This window comes from Micromonospora sp. NBC_00362, assembly GCF_026342155.1.
GTDB lineage: Bacteria > Actinomycetota > Actinomycetes > Mycobacteriales > Micromonosporaceae > Micromonospora > Micromonospora hortensis.
In genome coordinates this window covers 799738-820134 of record NZ_JAPENH010000001.1, presented here as the reverse complement: position 1 = coordinate 820134, position 20397 = coordinate 799738, and the positions used below count along the sequence as shown (strand labels likewise).

Here is a 20397-nt window from a genome sequence, read left to right as displayed (position 1 = left end):
TAACCTCCCCAGGTGCTGATTCGGGAGTTCGTCGACCGGGACTGGTCCCAGGTGTGGCCGATCATCGAGGAGGTGATCCGGGCACAGGAGACGTTCCCCTACGACCCGGCGATGACCGCCGAGCAGTCGTACGGCATGTGGGTCGAGGCACCGCCGGGGCGGACCGTCGTGGCGGTCGACGGTGAGCGGGTGCTCGGCACCGCGAAGATGGGCACCAACCGGCCCGGGCCGGGCGCGCACGTGTCCACCGCCAGCTTCATGGTCGCCGCCGACGCGCGGGGCCGGGGCGTGGGCACCGCGTTGTGCCGTGACGCCCTCACCTGGGCCCGCCGGCAGGGGTACGCCGGCATGCAGTTCAACGCCGTGGCGGAGAGCAACACCTCTGCGGTGCGGCTGTACCTGCGGGAGGGCTTTGCGGTGATCGGCACCGTGCCGGGCGCGTTCCGTCACCCCACCCTCGGCCGGGTCGGCCTGCACGTGGTGTACCAGGAGTTCTGACCGCGCCCGGTCCGCTCGCTCAGGAGGCCACAGTGGTGGTCGGCGCCTTTGGAGCTGATGTCACAAACGAATCGGCCGCTGGCCGGGCCGTCCGGATCTTCCCCACCGCCTGGAGCGCCCCCACCGCCTGAATCGTCTACGACATCAGCTCCAAAGCGTCTCCACCAACGGTGCCGCCGTCACCACCAACGGTGCCGCCGCTCCCCACCAACGGTGCCGCCGTCTCAACCAGCGGTGCCGCCGGCCGGGGCCGGGCGCAGTCCGGGCTGCCCGGCGGCCGGCTCCGCGCCGGCTCGGCGGATCGGGGTGAAGAGGCCGCCGACCGCGACCAGCAGGCATCCCGCGCCCGCCGCGAGCGTCACCGCCGGAGCACCGTAGCGGCCGGCGGCCCAGGTCAGCACGACAGCGCCGGCCGGACCGAGGGCGTAGTGCGTGCTCCAGAACGCCGACGTGACCCGGCCCAGCAGGTGATCGGGGGTGATCTCCTGGCGCAGGGACATCGAACAGATCCCGCCGACGCTGAGACAGCACAGGTACACGGCGGTCAGCGTGGTGACAGCGGGCACTGTGGTGGCGATGCCGACCCCCGCCACGGCGAAACCGCAGATCGCGTGCGCGCCGATCCAGGTGGGGCCGAAGCCGCGACGGCGGCGCAGCGGCGCCACCAGCAGCGCGCCGGCGACAGTACCCAGCGCGGCCAGGCCGAGCACCGTGCCGACGGTGCCCTCGGAGCCGCCGAGGTCGTGCGTGACGTGGTAGATCAACACGTCGACGAAGCCGTAGGTGAGGAAGATGAAGACCGACAACAGGACGGTCAGCGCGCGCAGCACGGGTTGCCGCCACAGGAACCGTGCCCCGGCCAGGAACTCGGCCAGCGGGCGTTGCCGGGCCACTCCCTCGTCCACCTGGACGGGGCGCAGTCGAATCAGCCACAGGCCGGCCGCCGAAAGCGCGAAGCTCACCGCGTTGACGGCGATGGCGGTGGCCGGGCCGAAACGGGCCGCCACCACACCGGCGAGCAGCGGCCCGAGGACGGCCGCCGCCGCGTACGTCGCCTGCAACCGGCCGTTGGCCTCGGTGATCCGGTCGGAGTCCACGAGGTTGCGGATCGCTGTCACCGCGGCGACCTGGAACAGCATGCCGGCCGCCTCGCAGATGGGCAGCACGACGAAGAGCAGCCAGACCTGCGGGCCGGCGAGCCACGCCAGTGGCACCACTGCGTAGAGCACCAGCCGGGTCAGATCCGCCACGACCATCAGGGTGCGGCGGTCGTACCGGTCGACCAGCACCCCACCGAAGATCCCGGCGACGACGGACGCCGCGCCCGCGACGGCGGTGAGCAGGCCCATCCGCGCCACCGACCCGGTCGCCTGGAGCACCAGCAGCGGCACCGCCAGGAAGGCGAACGAGTCGCCGGCCGCCGAGAGCGACTGGGCGACCCAGTACGTGCCGAAGGTCCGGTCCCGCCAGAGCGGAGCCCGACCAGCGGCGGCGGATCGGCTCATCGCGCCAAGGGTAGTGAACGCACCCCCTCCGACGCTGGCCGTGGGCGTTGCGACACGGTGAGCCGAGACGGTGCTTGAACGCCCGGAAACGGCCGTGGGATCCCCCACGGCCGTTTCCGACAGGCGCGAGACGCTCAGGCCTTGCGCAGCGGAGCGAGCGCCGTGCTCCAGGCCACCACCTGGTCGAGCGTGGCGGTCAGCGAGTCCTGGTGGAACTGATTGGGCTTGAAGACGCTGAAGTTCTCGAAGTCGGTGAAGAGCGACAGGGCGACCTGCGAGCGCACGTCGGCCATCTGGAGCTCACCGGAGATCAGACGCAGGTGTTCCACGGCGCGCGTCCCGCCGACCGAGCCGTAGCTGACGAAGCCGACGGCCTTGTTGTTCCACTCGGCGTAGAGGAAGTCGATGGCGTTCTTCAGGGCGCCCGAGGTCGAGTGGTTGTACTCGGGGGTGACGATGACGAACCCGTCGAACGACGCGATCGTCTCGGCCCACCGCTTGGTGTGCGGCTGGGTGTACTGGCCCATCGAGGGCGGGTACGCCTCGTCGAGGTGCGGCAGCTGGTAGTCGAGCAGGTCGATCAGCTCGTACTCCACGTCGGAGCGCTGCTTGGCGATATCGAGCACCCAGCGGGCGACGGCCTCGCCGTTACGCCCCGGGCGGGTGCTTCCGAGGATGATCCCGATCCTGGTCATGTGTGGCGCCTTTCAGAGGTCCTTGCCTGACGACCGGAACGCTAACCGCTGCTTGATTGGTCAAGCAAATATGTTGCCTATGGGCGTGATCACACGGAGGGTAAGCACTTGCTCAGTCAAACAAGTATGATAGGAGGATGTCCAACCCCTCCGCAGCGACGCCGCAACCCCTCACCTCAGAAGAGGAATCCCTGGTCCGCGCCCTGGGCCAGGTGATGCACGTCCTGCCCCGCGCGATCGACGCGGACATGGTCGGTGACCGTCAGCTACCGCTCACTGAGTACACCGCGCTGATGAACCTCTCCGAGACACCAGACCGGCGGATGCGCATGAACGAGCTCGCCGCGCTCTGCCACCTCTCCCTCAGCGGCATGACCCGCACAATCATCCGGCTGGAGACGCAGGGCCTGGTCCGGCGGGAACGGTGCGAGGAGGACGCGCGCGGCTGGAACGCCGTCCTCACCGACGCGGGCTACGCCCGCCTACAGGAATCCTGGCCCAGTCACCTGGCCGCCGTACGCCGCCGGTTCCTCCAGCACTTCGAGGGCTTCGACCTCGCCCAGCTGGCCCGCGCGTTCCAGGGGGCCGGCACGGCAGAGCCCACCGACTGAGCCGACGCCGGCCCGGTCGGTCGCTCATCCGGCCTCAGCCGAGCAGCCGGCCCTCGGCCACCAGCGCCCACGCCAACAACCCGAAGGCGCCTGTCGACGCGACGGCGCGGACCACGTTGGCGCGTACCCAGGTGACCTCGAAGCGCGCCCGCAGCGCCGCGAGGTCGGTGGCGTCGTCGAGGTCGCCGGCGCGGGCCAGCACGTTGTTGAGCGGCACGTTGACCACGGCGGTGACGCCGAGCACCACCAGGTACAGCAGAAGCCCGGCGACGATCCACGGCAGCACCGCCCGACGCTCGGCCCCCAGGTGCAGCGCCGCCGCCAGCAGCGTGAACAGCAGCGCGCCGCCGAAGCACACAGCGAACCACAGGTTGAGGATCGACTCGTTGATCCGCCGCATGGCGAGCACCAACGTCCGGTCGTCGGTGCGGGCCAGACCCGGCATGACCGCGTACGCGAAGGCGGCGAACAGCCCGGCGGTCAGGCCGGTGGTCAGTGTGGCGGCGAACAGGCTGGCGGTACTCAGAACTCCCATCCTCCTATTGCACCCGTTGGCGTGCGCGCTGACCAAACGCGATAGCGGTCACCGGGCCGGAGCGTGGGCGGCGAGCGGGTTGGTGAGGGTGCCGACGAACTGGAGCGCCGCCGACGGGTCGGCGAGGTCGATCATCTGCTGGTTGTTGCGCAGCTGTAGCCGGTTGAGGCAGGACAGCGTGAACTCCGGGGCGAACAGGTCGTAGTGGCGGACCCGCTCGGCCAGGTGCGGCACCCGGTCGAAGTAGTCGGCGGCGCAGGCCGCGACAGTTCGCCAGAAGTCGTCCTCGGCGAGCACGCCGGCCTCGACCAGGACCGCGTTGAGGTGCCGCAGGAAGCAGTCCACCACGTCGGTGAAGATGGTCAGCAGCTTGGTGTCGTCGGGCACCTCGACGCGGATCCGCTCCACCGCCGCCGGCAGCTCGACCGTGTCGCTCATCACCGCGATCTCCTCGGCGATGTCCTTGAAGATCACCCGCTGGACGGTGTCCTGCTCGTCGAGGACCAGGATGACGTTCTCGCCGTGCGGCATGAACGCCAGGTCGTGGGCGTAGAAGCTGTGCAGCAGCGGGGTCAGGTAGGCGTCCAGGTAGCGACGCAGCCACACCTCGGGCGCCAGGCCGGACCGGGTGATCAGCGCCGCCGCCAGTGAGCCGCCCTCGTCGTCGACGTGCAGCAGCGCGGCCATGGTGGACAGTCGCTGCCCCGGCTCAAGCTCGGGCACCGGGCTCTCCCGCCACAGGGCGGCAAGCATCTTGCGGTACGGGGAGGTGCGCTCGGTGGCCGCCTCGTACTGCCGGTGCCGGTAACCCACAGCGGCCCGTTCCCGGATGACGGTCAGGCCGGTGCCGGTCAGTACCTCGTCGGCGGCGATCAGGTCGGCCAGCCAGTCGTTGATCGCCGGGGTGGCCTCCATGTACGCGGCCGACAATCCCCGCATGAAGCCCATGTTCAGCACCGACAGCGCGGTCTTGACGTAGTGCCGACTCGGCTCGCTGACGTTGAAGAAGGTACGGATGGACTGCTGGGCGAGGTACACGTCCGGCCCGGGGCCGAGGTGCACCAGCCGCCGCTCGGCCAGCTCCCCGGCGAAGGTGACCGCCAGCTTGTTCCACCACTGCCACGGGTGCGCCGGGATCAGGTGGTAGTCGGCGAGGTCCAGCCCGAGATCGGCCATCGTGGCCGCGAACCGGGCCCGGGTCTCGGCGTCCAGCTCGCTCTCGATCAGCGTGTCGTAGTCGAGGTCGGCGGCGCTGCTGAACGTCGAGTGGTCCCGGTGCGCGGCCAGCCACTCCAGCCGCACCGGCGCGGCGGCCTCCGGGGCGTACCGGTGGTACTCGTCGACGCCGAAGCCGAGCCGGCCGTTGTTCGCCACGAAGCAGGGGTGGCCCTCGGTCATCGAGGTCTCGATGGTCTGGAAGTCGGCCTCGGCCAGCTCGGCGGCGCTCGGCGCGGCCTGGGCCAGCTTGTACGCCGTACCCGCCAGCGTCGAGGTGATCTCCTCCAGGTAGACCGGGAGCACCCGCGCGGAGAGCCCGAGGGTGTCGCGCAGTTCGACGATGAAGTCCACCGCGTCCGGGGCCAGGGAGGTGCCGTCGCGGTGTCGGGTGATGCTGTCCGCGTCGATCTGCCAGTGCGCCAGGGCGAGCACCCGCGCCGCGAACCGGTAGGTGACGGTGCCGTCGTCGCTGCGGACCTCGTACCACTGCCGGTCGTCGGGGCCGGCCACGGCCTCCGGGGTGAGCAGCCGCTCGTGGGTGAACTCGGCGAGCGCCTTGCGGACCAGCAGTCGGTTGGCCCTGGCCCAGCGCTGCGGGGTGAGGTGCCCGACCGGGTCGCCGGAGGCGTTGTGCGCGGCGGCGGCGACGGGCGGGTGGGTGGGGACGGCGGTGGTGGTCACGCCGGGGCTCCTTCGGTTCGGGTGGCAGCGGCGCGGTCGGCGGCGACGCTGTCGGCGGCGGCCTGGAACTGTGCTCGGGTGCAGACGCTGAGCAGCGCGCCCTTCTCGGGCTTGGCGATCGGGCCGACGACGGTGAAGCCGACGGCGGCGTTCAGCGCGTGCACGGCGGTGTTGCGCACGTCCGGTTCGACGACCACCCGTCGGGTCGTCGGGTCGTCGAAGAGCCACGCCATGACGGTGCCGATCACCGCCCGGGTGAAGCCGTGCACCGGCGCGTCGACCGGCGCGCAGAGGAAGTGCATGCCCACGTCACCGGGCTGGTGGTCGTACAGGCCGACCAGCTCGACGTGGGCCGGGTCGTAGCGCTCCGCGAGGAAGGCGGGACTCCCCCGCCACAGGCCGAGGTACGCGTCGTGGTGCGGGTGCTCGGCGATGCGCCGGTACTCCTCGGTGACCTGGGCCGGGTCGGCGTCCTGCATCATCCAGAACGCCGCCTTCGGGTGGGTCACCCAGGTGTGCAACAGCGCCGCGTCGGCGTCCGGATCGAGCGGCCGCAGCGCGAACTCACCGAGCCCCTCGTCGACGCGGGTGAAGACGCTGGTCACGACGACACCCCGAACTCCTGGAAGGTGATGCTCTTCTCGATCGGGTAGTGCTCCCGGCCGAGCAGCTCGCTGATGATCCAGGAGTTGCGGTAGGCGCCCATGCCCAGGTCCGGTGAGGTGATGCTGTGCGTGTGGGTGCCCGCGTTCTGCAGGAAGATGCCCCGCCCGCTGTGGTCGATGCTGTAGTTGCGGGCCACGTCGAAGCGGCCGTGCGCGTCCCAGCGGATCCGGTCTGACACCGGCGTGAGGAACTCCGGCACCCGGTAGTGGTAGCCGGTGGCCAGCACCAACCCCTCGGTACGCAGGGCGAAGTCGCGTTCCTGCTCCACCTGACGCAACCCCAGCGTGTACTGCCCGTCCTGGTGCTCGGCGCTGACCAGCTCGGTATTGGTGAGCAGGCGGGTGTTCACCGGCCCGTGCACGCTGTGCGCGTAGAGCAGGTCGAAGATGTCGTTGATCAGGTCGGCGTTGATCCCCTTGAACAGGCCCTTCTGCTCGGACTCCAGCCGGTAGCGGGTCGCCTCGGGCAGCGCGTGGAAGTAGTCCACGTAGTCCGGTGAGGTCATCTCCAGCGTCAGCTTGGTGTATTCGAGCGGGAAGAACCGCGGCGACCGGGTCACCCAGTTGAGCTGGTAGCCGTACCGGTCGATGTCACCGAGCAGGTCGTGGTAGATCTCGGCGGCGCTCTGCCCGCTGCCCACCACTGTGATGCTGCGCTTGGCGCGCAGCGCCGAACGGTGCTCCAGGTAGTGGGAGTTGTGCACGGCGTCGCCCGGCAGGTCGGCCACGGCCGGGGGCAGGTGCGGCGGGGTGCCGGTGCCGAGCACCAGATGCCGGGCCCGGTACTCCACGGTCTCCCCCGTGCCCGTGCTGGCCCGCACCACGTACCGCTCGTCGGCGGCGTCGTACTCCACAGTGGTCACGCTCTGGCCGAAGCGCAGGTTCGGCAGTTTCGCCGCCGCCCACCGGCAGTACGCGTCGTACTCGCTGCGCAGCGGGTAGAAGCTCTCCCGGATGTAGAACGGGTAGAGCCGGCCGATCTCCTTGAGGTAGTTGAGGAAGGAGTACGGCGACGTCGGGTCGGCGAGGCTGACCAGGTCGGCGATGAACGGGGTCTGCAACCGGGCCGACTCCAGCAGCATGCCGGGGTGCCAGGCGAGGCTCGGCCGGGCCTCCAGGAACACGCCGTCGAGTTCGTCGATCGGCGCGGTGAGGCAGGCGAGACCCAGGTTGTACGGGCCCAACCCGATGGCGATGAAGTCGTGGGTGGACATCGAGGTCTCCAGGCGCGGGTTCGTGGTCACGGCGTCAGCCGACAGGGCAGGTTCATCGGCGTCAGCCGACGGGGCAGGTCAGGTCGGCGTCGACGTGGTCGTGCACGTACTGGCCGGCATGGGTGGCGATCAGGTCGAGCACGTACCCGACGTCGTCGACTGTGGTTTCCGGGTTGAGCAGTGTGAACTTCAGGAAGTGCCGGCCGTCCACCCGGGTCCCGGCGACCACGGCGAGACCGGACGCCGCGAGGGCTTCCCGGGCGTGCAGGTTGGCGGCGTCGGCCAACTCCCGGCCGGGGCCGGTGGGCAGGTAGCGGAACACCACTGTGCTCAGTTCCGAGCGGGTCACCACCTCGAAGCGCGGATCCTCGCTGACCAGTCGCCAGGCGTCGGCGGCCCGGTCGACGACCTCGTCGAAGAGCCCGCCGAGCGCGTCCGGGCCCATCACCCGCAGGGTGAGCCAGAGCTTCAGCGCATCGAACCGGCGGGTGGTCTGCATGCTCTTGTCGACCTGGTTGGGGATGCGCTGCTCCACCATCCGGGCCGGGTTGAGGTAGTCGGCGTGGTAGGTGACGTGCCGCAGCGTCCGCCGGTCGCGAACCAGCAGCGCGCTGGAGCTGACCGGTTGGAAGAACGACTTGTGGAAGTCGACGGTCACCGAGTCGGCCCGCTCGATGCCGTCGAGCAGGTGCCGGCGCGTCGGCGAGACGAGCAGACCGCAGCCGTACGCGGCGTCCACGTGCAGCCACACGCCGGCTGCCGCGCAGATCCCGGCCAGGTCCGTCAGCGGGTCGATCGAACCGAAGTCGGTGGTTCCTGCCGTCCCGACGACGGCCATCGCCACCAGCCCGGCCTGCCGGCACCGGGCGATCTCCTCACGGACGGCGGCCGGCCGGATCCGTCGCCGGGCGTCGGTGGGTACCGCGATCACCGCGTCCGGGGCGAGGCCGAGCAGTTTGGCCGACTTCTGCACGCTGAAGTGACCGGCGGCGGAGGTGAGCACCCGCAACCGGGGCAGCAGTTCGGCGCGCGCCGACGGGCCGATGGCGTCGGCGCACGCCTCCTCCCGGGCCAGCAGCAGCGCCTGGAGGTTGGACTGGCTGCCGCCGCTGGTGAAGATGCCGTCGGCGAGGGGGCCGAGGCCGATCCGCTCGGCCGTCCAGTCGACCAGCCGGCGCTCGATGAGGGTGGCCCCGGCGCTCTGGTCCCAGGTGTCCAGTGAGGAGTTCACGGCGGTGAGCACCGCCTCACCGAGCAGTGCCGGGATGGCCACCGGGCAGTTGAGGTGGGCCAGGTAGCGGGGGTGGTGGAACCAGACGGCGTCGCGCAGGTAGACGTTCTCCAGCTCGTCCAGTGCGGCGCCGGCGTCGCCCAGCGGACGGTCCAGGTCCACCCGGTCGACCACTGGGGCCAGCTCGGCCGGCGTGATTCCGGTGCCGGGGCGGTCCACAGTGGCCACGCGGCGGGCGACCCGGTCGACGCCGTCGGCGATCGTCCGGCGGTACTGCTCGACCGAGCCGCCGTGCAGCAGCTGGGCCCGCGCGGCGGTTGACGCCGGTGGCGGCGTGGTGGTCTCGACGGGGTACGTCGGCACGGTCACGGAATGTCCTTCCACGTTCTCGACGAGGGGCAGCCGGAACCCTCCCCGGCGCGGCGGTGCGCCTCGGGGCAGTGCTGCCGATCGGTTGGGGTCGTCAGTCAGGCGGTGGCGCCGGCAAGCGCCTCGGCACGCAGGTCCTCTTCGGATAGTCCGCGTCGCCAGTAGCCGGCGAAGGTCACCCTCCGGCGGTCGAAGCCGCGCTCGTCGACGAGGTGCCGGCGCAGCGCCCGCACCACGCCGGACTCACCGGCGATCCAGGCGTACGGGGCGCTGCCGGTGGGGAGCCGGGCGGCACGAAGGGAGCTGACCAGCAGGTCACTGCCGGGCGGTGTGCTGCCCCGCACGATCCACCTGATCTCGGCGTCGGCCTCGGTGGGCAGGTCGGTGATGTCCGCGGCGTCGGGCACCTCGATCCAGGCGCGCACCCGGGTGCCGGCGGGCAGCCAGGCCAGGATGCCCTCGGTGGCCGGCAGCGCGGTCTCGTCGGCGGCGAGCAGCACGAGGTCCGTGCCGTCCGGCGGGCGGAAGCAGACGCTGCGGTTGTCGGGCACCGCCGGACCGAGCAGCAGCACCCGGTCGCCGGGGCCGGCCAGGGCCGCCCAGCGGGAGGCGGGGCCGGTGTCACCGTGGCTGACGACGTCGATGTCGATCTCGGTGTCGGCCGGGCGGTGCTCCCGGATGGTGTACGAGCGCAGCACGGCGCGGACGTCCGCCGGCAGTGCCCGCCAGCCGCCGAACCAGTCCTCGCCCTGTTCGACCGGGACCACCGGGGCGTGCTGCCCGGGGTGTGGCAAGAACAGCGAGACGCTCTGGTCCCGGCCGCCGCCTGCGAAGTCGGCCAGCTCCGCGCCACCGAACGTGACCCGGATCAGCGAGGCGCCCACCCGGTGGGCCCGGACGACGTGCGCGGCGTAGAAGCGGTACTGCGAGGCGATCGGTGCGGCGCTCGTACTCATGGCGTCAGCTGACCTTCTTCGCGTTCCGGATGGCGGTGGCGAGGTTCTCCAGCAGTGGCGCGGAGCCGGCGTACGAGAAGCGGGGTACCGCGTCCCAGGGGCTCACCTGGTTGGCAGTGACCGCCGGCAGTTGCTGCCAGGTGGGCTTGGCGGTGAGGTCCTTGGCCTGCAGGGTGGTGCTGCGGTTGTCCAGCAGGATCAGGTCGGCCGGGAACTTGCCGGCGCTCTCCCAGCTCAACGCCTCGAAGTAGTCGCCGGCTTCGAGCTTGGTGGGGACCACGATGTCGACGCCCAACTCGGCGAAGTACATCAGGTCGGTGCTGACCTTCGGGTTGGAGACGTAGAAGAGGTCCGGGCTGCCGGAGCAGGCCATCACCTTGATCCCGGGGTTGGCCTTGACCGCCTCCCGGACCGCCTCGGCGGCGGCGTCGAAGCGGGCCTTTCCGTCGGTGACCTTCTTCGCGGACAGGTCCGCGCCGAGCGACTCGGCCAGCGCCGCGTACCGCTCGATGGGTTTGGTCATCGGCACCCGGGCGGTGGTGATCGCCACACTGGGCGCCAGCGGGAGGATCTTGGCCTTGCTCTCGTCCGGCACGTACCAGAGCGCGTCGGGGTCGTACATGTGGGTGACCAGCAGTTCGGGGCGCAGCGCCGCGTACTTCTCCAGGCTGAACTCGCCCCACACGTTGCCGAGGATCTCGACGCCCTCGACGTTCAGGTCGCCGGCCTGCGGCTCGGCCGTGCCGTCGGCGCGCTTGGTCTCACCGAACACGCCCACCAGCTGCTTGTCGAGACCGAAATCGATCAGGGCCGCCGCCACGCCGGTGAAGGCCACCACGCGGGCCGGACGGGCCGCCGCCTCGACCTTCGTGCCGCGGTCGTCGGTGAACGACCAGGGCCCACTTCCGTTGCCGGCGGCGGGCTTCGCGGCGTCGTCCTTGCCACAGGCGGCGAGCAGGGTGGCCAGCGTGGCAGCGCCACCGGCGGCCAGCAGGCCGCGGCGGGAGAGGCGGCGGGCGGACAGGGCATCGGGCATGGTGTTGTCTTTCGATCAAGGGTTGGCCGGGGTCGACCAGGGCAGCGGGGTTAGGTTAGCCTAACCTCGGTCATTGTCAACAGCGGTACGTCGTGTCGCCACCACCCCGGAGCCCACACTGGACGCCACACCCACCGTCACCCGACCGGCACCGCCCGTGCCAGCCAGGGAAACGGCCGTACCCCCGGGCCGGCGTGGCCGTCGGGCGGCCCGCGCCGCCGGCCTGGTCGCCGCCGTCGCACTGCTCGCGGTGATCGTGGTGCTCAGCATCGCGGTCGGCGCGAAGGCCATGCCGCTCGCCGACGTCTGGTCCGGGTTGCTGCACCGCGACGCCACCGAGTACGCGGTGGTGCACCGGATGCGCCTGCCCCGCACCCTGCTCGGGCTGCTCGCCGGCACCGCCCTCGGCGTGGCAGGCGCGGTCATGCAGGCCCTCACCCGCAACCCACTCGCCGACCCCGGGCTGCTCGGCATCAACGCCGGCGCGTCCGCGGCCGTCGCCACCGCCGCCGCGTTCCTGGGCGTCACCGCCGTCGGCGGGTACGTCTGGTTCGCGCTGCTCGGCGCGGCGGCGGTGACCGCGCTCGTCTACGCCGTCGGCGGCGGACGCGGCGCCACCCCGGCCCGACTCGCGCTGGCCGGGGCGGCGCTCAACGCGACCCTCTACTCCTACGTGAGCGCGGTGATGCTGCTGGACACCGCGTCGCTGGAGCGGCTGCGTTTCTGGACGGTCGGCTCACTGGCCAGCGCGGACTCCGCGACGGTGACCCGGGTGCTGCCGTTCATCCTCATCGGGCTGCTGGTCGCGCTCGGTGCCGCCCGTCCGCTGAACGCGCTGGCGCTCGGCGACGACGCGGCGCGAGCCCTCGGCGCTCGCCCCGCGCTGATCCGCGCCGCCGTGATCGTCGCCGTCACCCTGCTCTGCGGCGCGGCGACCGCCGCGTGCGGGCCGATCGTCTTCGTCGGGCTGCTCGTGCCGCACCTGGTCCGCGCCCTGACCGGTCCGGACCTGCGCTGGCTGCTGCCGTACTGCGCGGTGCTCGCGCCCGCGTTGCTGCTCGGCGCCGACGTCCTCGGCCGGGTGCTGGGCCGCCCCGGAGAACTCCAGGCCGGCATGGTGACCGCTGTGCTGGGCGGCCCGCTCTTCCTGTGGCTGGTCAGCCGCCGACCGGTGGCGCGACCGTGAGCGAGCGGAGCGAGCGAACCGGCAGGCTCAGGATTGTGGCGCGTCGCGCCAGCGCGCAGCGAAGCGGAGCGATGGCGTGACTGTCATTCGTACTTCATGGGGGTTGTCGCTGCGGTTCCGGCCCCGCGCGTTGGGCGTCGGGGCTGGCGCGGCGGTGCTCGCGGCCGGCTTCGGTCTGGTGGCCCTGGGCAGTGGTGACTACCCGATGGGGCCGGCGGACGTGCTGCGCACGCTCACCGGCGGTGGCACCGTGGCCGAGCAGTTCATCGTGCTCGAGCTGCGCCTGCCCCGGCTGGTCACCGCCCTGTTGGTCGGTGCGGCCCTGGCTCTCGCCGGCACCGTGTTCCAGTCGCTGGTCCGCAACCCGTTGGGCAGCCCGGACATCCTGGGCTTCACCCAGGGGGCGTCGACCGGGGCGCTGGTGGTGGTCGTCCTCGGCGGCAGCAGCCTGGCGTTGGCCGGCGCGGCGGTCGTCGGTGGTCTCGGCACCGGTCTGGTGATCTACGCGCTCGCCTGGCGGCGCGGGGTGCACGGCTTCCGGCTCATCCTGGTCGGCATCGGGGTGTCCGCGATCCTGACCGGTGTCAACGGCTACCTGCTGACCCGGGCGCCCCTGATGGAAGCCGCCCGCGCGGTGCTCTGGCTCACCGGCAGTCTGGACGGGCGGGGTTGGGCCAACGCCGGGCCGCTGCTCGCCGTCCTGGTCGTGGTGGCGCCGCTGGTGCTCGTCGGCTGCGCCCCGGCGCTGCGGATGATGGAGCTGGGCGACGACGCGGCCAGCGGCCTGGGCGTGCCGGTGCGCCGGCTGCGCCTGGTGCTGCTCGCTGCCGCCGTGCTGTTGGTCTCGTTCGCGGCGGCCGCCGCCGGGCCGGTGTCGTTCGTGGCGCTCGTCGCCCCGCACGTGGCGAAACGACTGACCCGGGCCCCGGGCCCGAACCTGCTGCCGTCGATGGCCGTCGGCGCGGCGCTGCTGGTCGGGGCCGACCTGGTGGCGCAGCGCGCGTTCGCCGGGCACCAACTCCCGGTCGGCGTGGTGACCGGCGTGATCGGCGGCGGTTACCTGGTCTGGCTGCTGGCGATGGAACGTCGGGCGGGCCGGCTGTGAACACCAGTGACGCCCTCGAAGGAGCACCCATGCGATCCGGCGATTCCCGACTCGGCGGCACCGCGCTGACCCTCGCCTACGACCAGCGCACCATCGCCGAGAACCTGACAGTGGCGGTGCCCGACAGGTCCTTCACCGTGATCATCGGGCCGAACGCCTGCGGCAAGTCGACGCTGCTGCGCGCCCTGTCCCGGATGCTGCGCCCCAGCGCCGGTGCGGTGCTGCTGGACGGGCGGGACATTCACGACCTGCCGGCCCGTACTGTGGCCCGTACGCTCGGCCTGCTGCCGCAGTCGTCGATCGCACCGGACGGCATCAGCGTCGCCGAGCTGGTCGCCCGGGGTCGCTACCCCCATCAGGGGCTGCTGCGGCAGTGGTCCCGCGAGGACGAACGGGTGGTCGAGGAGTCGATGGTCGCGACCGGGGTCGACGACCTCGCCGACCGGGCGGTGGACGAGCTGTCCGGCGGGCAACGGCAGCGGGTCTGGATCGCCATGGCGCTGGCCCAGCAGACGCCTCTGCTGCTGCTCGACGAGCCGACCACGTACCTCGACATCGCCCACCAGATCGAGATCCTGGACCTCTGCGCCCGGTTGCACGAGGAGCAGGGCCGCACCCTTGTCGCGGTGCTGCACGACCTGAACCACGCGGCCCGCTACGCCACCCACCTGATCGCGATGCGCGACGGACGCGTGGTGGCCGCCGGGGAGCCGGCGTCGGTGGTCACCGCCGAGCTGGTGGCGGAGGTGTTCGGGCTGCCCTGCCGGGTGATCGACGACCCGGAGACGGGCACCCCGCTGGTCGTCCCCGCGGCCCGACGCCGCGCCACCACAGTGGTCCCGGAGCCGGCATGAGCGAGCACAGCGAGCGAACCAGCAAGCACGGCGGCGAGCGGCGTTTCCGCGACGCGTGGGGAGTGCCGCACCTGCGGGCCGACGACCCGCTCACGCTGGCGGCGGCGCAGGGCCGGGTGACCGCGTACGACAGGGCCTGGCAGATCGAGGTGGAACGGCACCGCGCCCAGGGCACCAGCGCGGCGTTCCTCGGGCCCGACGCGCTCGACTGGGACCGGTTCGTCCGGCAGGTCCGGCTCGACGACACCGCACGCCGCTGCCACGCCGCGCTGGACCCGGCGACCGCCGAGTGGGTGGGCGCCTACGTGGACGGCGTCAACGCCGCTCTCGCCGCCGGGGCGGCCCGGTCACCGGAGTTCGCCGCCACCGGGCTGCGCCCGGGTCGGTGGGAGCCGTGGACGCCGCTCGCGGTCTGGCTGGGCCACCACATCCTGTTCGCCGGGTTCCCCGGTAAGCTCTGGCGCGAGCACGTGGCGCAGCGGCTCGGGCCGGACGCGGTCGATCTGTTCGCCACCGACGGGCCGGCCGTGGCCGGCAGCAACGGGTGGCTGCTGGCTGGCGAGCGCACCGGCACCGGGGCCGCGCTGCTCGCCGGTGATCCGCACCGGTTCATCGAGGATCCCGGTGTCTACCAGCAGATCCGGCTGGCCTGCCCGGAGTACGACGTGGTCGGGTTGGCGGTGCCGGGAGTGCCGGGCATCGCGCACTTCGGGCACACCGGCGGAGTGGCCTGGGCGATCACCAATGCGATGGCCGACTACCAGGACGTGTACGCGGAGCGGCTGCGCCGCGACGGCCCCCGGGTGCAGGCGCTCGGCCCGGACGGCTGGCGACCGGCGCACCGCCACGTCGAGACGATCGAGGTGGCCGGGGCCGACCCGGTCGAGGTCGAGGTGGTGGAGACCGACAGTGGTCCGGTGATCGCCGGTGGGCCGGACGACGGGACGGCGGTCAGCCTGCGCTACCCGCCCCGGGTCCGGGGTGACCTCGGTTTCGCGACGCTGCCGGAGCTGCTGCGCGCCCGCACCGTGGCCGACGTGGACCACGCGCTGCGGCACTGGGTGGAGCCGGTAAACGTGGTGCAGGCGGCGGACACCGCCGGAGGGCTGTTGCACCGGGTCGCCGGCGCGGTGCCGGTACGACACCCCGAAAACGGCCGGCGGGTGGTCCCCGGATGGGACGCCGCGTACGCCTGGCAGGGCTGGCACGCGCCGATGCCCCGTGCCAAGGTGGTCGGTCGTTCGGTGATGGCCAACGAGCGCGGGCTGGCGGCGCCACTCGGGGTGGAGTTCGCCCCACCGCACCGGGCGCATCGCATCGCCGAGTTGCTCGACGCCCGTCCGGCCTGGACGGCCGACGAGATGGCCTCGGTGCACACCGACACGTACCTGGGCTCGGCCGGGCCGCTGCTGGCAGTCCTCGCCGAGTCGACGGGGCTCGGTCCGGCCGCCGGCGCGCTGCGTGAGCGACTACTACGCTGGGATCGCCGGATGGCCGCCGACAGCACGGACGCGGCGGCCTACGCCATCCTGCGGGCGGCTGTCGTACGCCGGATCGCCGCCCACCCGGCGCTGGCCGCGTTGGCCGAGCTGCCCGCGTACCCCGAGGTGTTCGCGCCCTGGCTGGCGCTGACGCCGCGCGTCGGTCACGCGCTGGAGCACCTGCTCGGCGCGACCCCCCTGCCCGATGTGGACATCACCGCACTGGTACGCGCGGCGGCCGAGGAGGTCGCCGACGCGGCGGCCGAGCCGGTGCCCTGGGGGGACCTGCACCGGCTGGCGGCGTGGCGGGCCCTGCCCGGCCCGGACACCGGGCCCGGTCCCCGGCTCGACGGTGACCACGACTGCGTGTTGGCCACCTCCAGCGTGCCCGGGGTCACCCACTGGTGCTTCCGGGGGCCGGCGGCGCGCTTCGTCTGGGACCTGGCCCGCCGCTCGGACAGCCGCTGGGTCGTCCCGCTGGGCGCCTGCGGGGTTCCCGGCGACCCACACCACGACGATCAGAGCGCCGCCTGGCTGGGCGGCGACCTGCTGCCGGTCGTGACGGACTGGGACCAACTCGCCGAGGAACGCCACTGACGGCACCGGCCGCCGCTCGGGGTGTTTCGCGCATCCCGAGCGGCGGCCGGCCGCAGTGCTGTCAGCGCAGGCCGAACGCCCGGCTGATGCTCTGGCTCACGGTGTTGCCGGCGGTGTCCCGCGCCGTGGTGCGCAGGCTCACGAAGCCGGCCTTCGCCGGTGCCGCCAACGAGGTACGCCAGCCGTCGCCGTGCCGGGTCAGCCGCTGCTTCTGCCAGGTCGCCCCGTCATCGTAGGACACCTCGACGGTCACCGCGCCGATCGTGCCCGTGACGTCGGGCAGGTGGGAGGCGACAACTGTCAACGGTGCCCGCCGCGACGCCTTGCCGGCGGAGTCGATGGCCACCTGGTAGTCGAGCTGGATCATCGGCAGCACCTCGGCCGACTCCTCCCCGGTGACCGCCGAGTGGAAGCCCCACTCGGTGCGGGTCTGCCGGGAGTACGGGTTGGTCCACGCGGCCCTGTCGTTCTCCACCACCAGCCGGTACGGCAGTCGCTGCCCCGCCAGCCCGGAGACCTGGAGGTACTCGGCGTTACCCCAGTCCAGCTCCTTGTCGCCCTGGTAGAGGGTGGTCCGGTTGACCATGTCGTAGTTCGCGTACGCCTCACCGATGTGTCCGCCCCCGTCGCCCCAGCCGGGCGCGGGCAGGTAGACGGTGTCCAGGTAGCGGACCGGCACGTAGTTGCCGCCCATCCGGGGTCGCTGGATCGGCCCGAACCAGGTGACGGCGCTCGGCTTGCTGGCCGGGTACGTGGCGACCGCCATCAGGTGCTGACCGGTCTCGCCGGCGATGAACGCGTCGTCGATCCACCGCTGGTCGGCGCTCACCCAGTCGGTGCGTCGGCCCTGCGCCGGGGCCGGCTCCTGGTTGCTCGACGCCCAGCCGCGCCAGACGTCGGTACGGAACTCCAGCGCCTTGCCCTGCCGGTAGTTGCGGAACTCCACGTCGACCCGGGCCAGCTGCCGCTTCGTGGGCCGGTAGGTGGGGTCGGCCGGCACCGTGCCGGTCCAGTGGTGCGCCACGTCGTACAGGTAGGTGGTCTCCGGATGCGACTCGACGGTGAGCCGCACCGCGCCCCGCTCCAGCGCGGCGATGAGCTGCCCACCCTCGTCGGCGCCGAGGGTCGCCACTGTCACCGGGGCCGGGCTCTCCGGGCTCCACGGTGCCTCGTCCCACGGCTGGAGCCGACCGACGCCGTCGTTCACCACGAGCAGCAACTTCGCCCCGGCCGCCGCTGCGGCCTGTGCCTGGGTGGCGATGTCCACACTGTCACTGCGGCGCACCACAACGGCCCGGTCCCGGACCGGACGCTTGGCCAGTCCCGTCGCCGACGCGTCGGCGACGTAGACCGCGTCCAGCTGGCGACGACCGGCCGGCAGCGCCGGGGTAGCCCGCTTCACCAACAGATCGTCGTACGAGCGACCGCCCGCCGAAACGGTCAACGCCGGCTGCTCCAGCCGCCACCGAGCACCGAACTCGAACTCGCCGTCGGTCACCGGACGGCTCGTCGGCAACGCCCACATGCTGTCGTACGAGTCGTCGGGCAGCACCTGACTCTCGGTGAGACCGTTCTTCGTGGACCGGTGGATGTCCATCCGCAGCGCGCTGGCGGTGGCCTCCTGCGGCACCCGGGCCTGCACCTGTCGGGCGGCCCGCGCGTCCAGGGTGACGGTGCGGTCGCGGTCCAGGTTCACGTCGGTGAAGCTGAGCATCGCCATGCCCTTGGAGTGCGGCCCGTGCGCGCCGCGCACGTCCGCGGAGATCCAACCGTTCCAGCTTCCCACCGGCAGCCGCAGCGTGGCGGTGCCGCTCTCGGGCAGGTCCACGGCGGTGAACAGGGTGTCGGCGGTGAGGATGACCTTGCCGACGAGCGGTTTGCCGTCGCGGTCCTTGGCGACCAGCGTCAGGTTCTGCCGCTGGCCCTCCTTGCCGGCGCCGATCAGGGTGCGCCCGCGCACCGCGCCGGTGTCGTCGGTGGCGACGATCATGCCGCTGACCTGCTTCTCCACCGGCAGCTTGTCGTACGCGGCGGTCACCGTGACGGTGGCGGTGCCGCCGGCGGGCACTGTGACCCGGTCGGCGGAGAGCGCGAACAGTCCGGCCGGCGCGGTGGCCGCGTCGAGGGCCAGCTTCAGCTCGACCGACGCGCTGGCGAGGTTGGTGTAGGTGACCGTACGGTCGACGCTCGTGCCCGGCTGCTGCGGCCACGCCTGGAAGCCGGAGTAGGCGCTCGGGGTGGCGAAGACTGTGGCGTGCGCGGCGGCGACCGCGTCGACCCGGCCGGCACCCGCCTCGTAGGGGGTGTACTCGGGGGTGGCCTTGACCGTGCTGACCAGCGCTTCCTTGATCCGCTGACCGGTCCAGTCCGGGTGTGCGGCGGCGACCAGCGCGGCCGTGCCGGCCACGTGTGGGGTGGCCATCGACGTGCCGCTCATCAGCGTGTAGTCGCCGGAGCCGCCCCGCACGAGGTGCGAGCGGGCCGCCAGGATGTCCACGCCGGGGGCGGTGATCTCGGGCTTGAGCCCGCCGTCGCCGGCGCGTGGCCCCTGGCTGGAGAAGTCGGCGAGGTGGTCGGTGGCGTCGACGGCGCCCACCGTGAGCGCGGAGTTGGCGGCACCCGGGCTGCCGATGGTGGCCGGGCCGCTGTTGCCGGCGGCGATCACGAAGAGGGCGCCGGTCTCGGCGCTGAGTCGCTCGACCGCCTGGCTCATCGGGTCGCTGCCGTCGGTGGCCTCACCGCCCAGGCTCATGCTGACCACCCGGGCCTTCTGCTCACGGGCCGCCCACTCCATGCCGGCGATGATCCACGAGTTCTGTCCGCTGCCCTCGCTGTTGAGCACCTTGCCGATGTGCAGGCGGGCGCCGGGGGCGACGCCCCGCTCGGCGCCACCGGACGCGGCGCCGGTGCCGGCGATCGTCGAGGCGACGTGTGTGCCGTGGCCCTTGTAGTCGAGGATGTCGGGCTCCTCGGGCACGAAGCTGCTGGACTCGGCGATCTGCCCGACGAGATCCGGGTGTTCGGCGTCCGCACCCGAGTCGAGCACCGCGACGTCGACACCGGTGGCGGTGTTGCCCTCGGCCCACAGCTTCGGCGCGCCGATCTGCGCTGTGGACTCGGCCAGGTCCGCGTGCACCCGACCGTCCAACCAGACCTTGGCGATGCCGTTGGCCAGGGTCGGGGCGTCACCCGTACGCCGGGTCGAACCGGCGGTCAGCGCGGTCCAGAACCGGTCGGCGGCGGCACGCTGGCGGGTCAGCGCCGCGCCCTGCACGCTGTCCAACTGTCGAACCAGCTCGGCGCCGTCGACGGTGGGGCGGGTGCGGTTGCGGGCCGCCGCGTCGGTCATCGTGACGATCAGCGGAAGCGCGTCGGTGTGCGCGTCGTCGTAACCGTCGGCGATGAGGTCGGTGACGTTGAACAGTTGCCGGTCCAGCACACCGCTCGTCACATAGGACAGCGCGGCGTCCGGGTAGACGTAGGTGTCGCCGTCGCGCACTGTGCGGTGGAAGCTGGGAGTGCTGCCGTCCGGCCGGCGCACTGTCGACACCGTGCTGCCGTCCGCCGCTGTGGTGACGGTGACGGTGTCACCGGTGATCAGGGTGACGGTGGACGCGCGTCCGGCGGCGGCCGGGGGTTGACCCGCCGGTCGGTCGGGGTTGTTCGGCGGGGCGGCGGCCGCTCCCGCGCCGGGTGGGGTGAACCCGGCCGCCAGGGTGAGGGCGGCGCCGAGGGCGATCAGCCCGGATCGGCGGCGCCGGTGAGACAGAGCCACGATGACCTCTTTGTGTCGAGAAGTGGTACGCACCACAGCATCGACGCAGAGCCCACCCCCACCGCGCACCGCACCCCGGCGCACTTACGCCATGGCGCAACCCCGCCACGCGTGCCCCACGTTGCCTCTCACCACCCGCGTCGATCTTGCACTTACGGTCACCGATGTGCCCCGATTCGCGACCT

The 20397-nt window shown here is 72.2% G+C and carries 16 protein-coding genes; 6 read left to right on the top strand and 10 right to left on the bottom strand.

Features of this window, described 5'->3' with window-relative positions; all coding sequences use genetic code 11:
- The first annotated feature begins 12 nt into the window (after window positions 1–12).
- Window positions 13–498, top strand: coding sequence for a GNAT family N-acetyltransferase (locus tag OG992_RS03515; protein WP_266302328.1), 486 nt, complete (start codon window positions 13–15; stop codon window positions 496–498).
- A 224-nt stretch (window positions 499–722) separates the two neighbouring features.
- On the opposite strand, the gene OG992_RS03510 is transcribed toward OG992_RS03515, so the two are convergent.
- Both OG992_RS03510 and OG992_RS03505 read right to left on the bottom strand, forming a co-directional pair.
- Window positions 723–2003, bottom strand: a complete 1281-nt coding sequence (locus OG992_RS03510; RefSeq protein ID WP_266302327.1) for an MFS transporter — start codon at window positions 2001–2003, stop codon at window positions 723–725.
- 134 nt (window positions 2004–2137) lie between these two features.
- Window positions 2138–2698, bottom strand: coding sequence for an NADPH-dependent FMN reductase (locus OG992_RS03505; protein WP_266302326.1), 561 nt, complete (start codon window positions 2696–2698; stop codon window positions 2138–2140).
- Between the two features lie 137 nt (window positions 2699–2835).
- Here OG992_RS03505 and OG992_RS03500 point away from each other — a divergent pair, with 137 nt between their 5' ends.
- A complete protein-coding gene (locus OG992_RS03500; RefSeq protein ID WP_238685153.1) occupies window positions 2836–3309 on the top strand; it encodes a MarR family winged helix-turn-helix transcriptional regulator in 474 nt (157 codons plus the stop codon).
- Between the two features lie 34 nt (window positions 3310–3343).
- Here OG992_RS03500 and OG992_RS03495 read toward each other — a convergent pair whose 3' ends face one another.
- From OG992_RS03495 to OG992_RS03465, 7 genes are all read right to left on the bottom strand, one after another.
- Window positions 3344–3844, bottom strand: a complete 501-nt coding sequence (locus tag OG992_RS03495; RefSeq protein ID WP_266302325.1) for a DUF1772 domain-containing protein — start codon at window positions 3842–3844, stop codon at window positions 3344–3346.
- 48 nt (window positions 3845–3892) lie between these two features.
- Complete coding sequence (locus OG992_RS03490; protein ID WP_323181774.1) at window positions 3893–5743, bottom strand: IucA/IucC family siderophore biosynthesis protein; 1851 nt, start codon at window positions 5741–5743, stop codon at window positions 3893–3895.
- Entirely contained in the window at window positions 5740–6348 is a 609-nt protein-coding gene (locus OG992_RS03485; protein WP_266302324.1) for a GNAT family N-acetyltransferase, read from the bottom strand. The genes OG992_RS03490 and OG992_RS03485 overlap by 4 nt, the downstream gene beginning before the upstream one ends.
- Complete coding sequence (locus tag OG992_RS03480; RefSeq protein WP_266305139.1) at window positions 6345–7622, bottom strand: lysine N(6)-hydroxylase/L-ornithine N(5)-oxygenase family protein; 1278 nt, start codon at window positions 7620–7622, stop codon at window positions 6345–6347. Before OG992_RS03480 ends, OG992_RS03485 begins: the two co-directional genes overlap by 4 nt.
- A gap of 61 nt (window positions 7623–7683) precedes the next feature.
- Window positions 7684–9222, bottom strand: a complete 1539-nt coding sequence (locus tag OG992_RS03475) for an aspartate aminotransferase family protein (protein WP_266302323.1) — start codon at window positions 9220–9222, stop codon at window positions 7684–7686.
- A 98-nt stretch (window positions 9223–9320) separates the two neighbouring features.
- Window positions 9321–10178, bottom strand: coding sequence for a siderophore-interacting protein (locus OG992_RS03470; protein WP_266302322.1), 858 nt, complete (start codon window positions 10176–10178; stop codon window positions 9321–9323).
- A gap of 4 nt (window positions 10179–10182) precedes the next feature.
- Window positions 10183–11214 carry an ABC transporter substrate-binding protein gene (locus OG992_RS03465; RefSeq protein WP_238685147.1) on the bottom strand — a complete coding sequence of 344 codons (1032 nt, stop codon included), beginning with the start codon at window positions 11212–11214 and terminating at the stop codon, window positions 10183–10185.
- Between the two features lie 157 nt (window positions 11215–11371).
- Here OG992_RS03465 and OG992_RS03460 point away from each other — a divergent pair, with 157 nt between their 5' ends.
- The 4 genes from OG992_RS03460 (at window position 11372) to OG992_RS03445 (ending at window position 16437) form a co-directional block, all read left to right on the top strand.
- A complete protein-coding gene (locus OG992_RS03460; RefSeq protein WP_266305138.1) occupies window positions 11372–12400 on the top strand; it encodes an iron ABC transporter permease in 1029 nt (342 codons plus the stop codon).
- Between the two features lie 76 nt (window positions 12401–12476).
- A complete protein-coding gene (locus OG992_RS03455; protein ID WP_238685146.1) occupies window positions 12477–13505 on the top strand; it encodes an iron chelate uptake ABC transporter family permease subunit in 1029 nt (342 codons plus the stop codon).
- Window positions 13506–13534: 29 nt separating this feature from the next.
- Window positions 13535–14359, top strand: coding sequence for an ABC transporter ATP-binding protein (locus OG992_RS03450; protein ID WP_266302321.1), 825 nt, complete (start codon window positions 13535–13537; stop codon window positions 14357–14359).
- Window positions 14356–16437 (top strand): penicillin acylase family protein, encoded by a 2082-nt coding sequence (locus tag OG992_RS03445; protein ID WP_266302320.1) that lies wholly within the window; start codon window positions 14356–14358, stop codon window positions 16435–16437. Before OG992_RS03450 ends, OG992_RS03445 begins: the two co-directional genes overlap by 4 nt.
- Before the next feature lie 61 nt (window positions 16438–16498).
- Here OG992_RS03445 and OG992_RS03440 read toward each other — a convergent pair whose 3' ends face one another.
- On the bottom strand, window positions 16499–20212 hold the full coding sequence (locus OG992_RS03440) for a S8 family serine peptidase (protein WP_266302319.1): 3714 nt from the start codon (window positions 20210–20212) through the stop codon (window positions 16499–16501).
- Window positions 20213–20397 lie beyond the last annotated feature (185 nt).

Coding starts and splice junctions, on each gene's coding strand:
- OG992_RS03480 (WP_266305139.1), bottom strand. CDS start 7,622: ATGTCCACCCACGACTTCATCGCCATCGGGTTGGGCCCGTACAACCTG.
- OG992_RS03495 (WP_266302325.1), bottom strand. CDS start 3,844: ATGGGAGTTCTGAGTACCGCCAGCCTGTTCGCCGCCACACTGACCACC.
- OG992_RS03450 (WP_266302321.1), top strand. CDS start 13,535: ATGCGATCCGGCGATTCCCGACTCGGCGGCACCGCGCTGACCCTCGCC.
- OG992_RS03470 (WP_266302322.1), bottom strand. CDS start 10,178: ATGAGTACGAGCGCCGCACCGATCGCCTCGCAGTACCGCTTCTACGCC.
- OG992_RS03505 (WP_266302326.1), bottom strand. CDS start 2,698: ATGACCAGGATCGGGATCATCCTCGGAAGCACCCGCCCGGGGCGTAAC.
- OG992_RS03500 (WP_238685153.1), top strand. CDS start 2,836: ATGTCCAACCCCTCCGCAGCGACGCCGCAACCCCTCACCTCAGAAGAG.
- OG992_RS03510 (WP_266302327.1), bottom strand. CDS start 2,003: ATGAGCCGATCCGCCGCCGCTGGTCGGGCTCCGCTCTGGCGGGACCGG.
- OG992_RS03465 (WP_238685147.1), bottom strand. CDS start 11,214: ATGCCCGATGCCCTGTCCGCCCGCCGCCTCTCCCGCCGCGGCCTGCTG.
- OG992_RS03445 (WP_266302320.1), top strand. CDS start 14,356: ATGAGCGAGCACAGCGAGCGAACCAGCAAGCACGGCGGCGAGCGGCGT.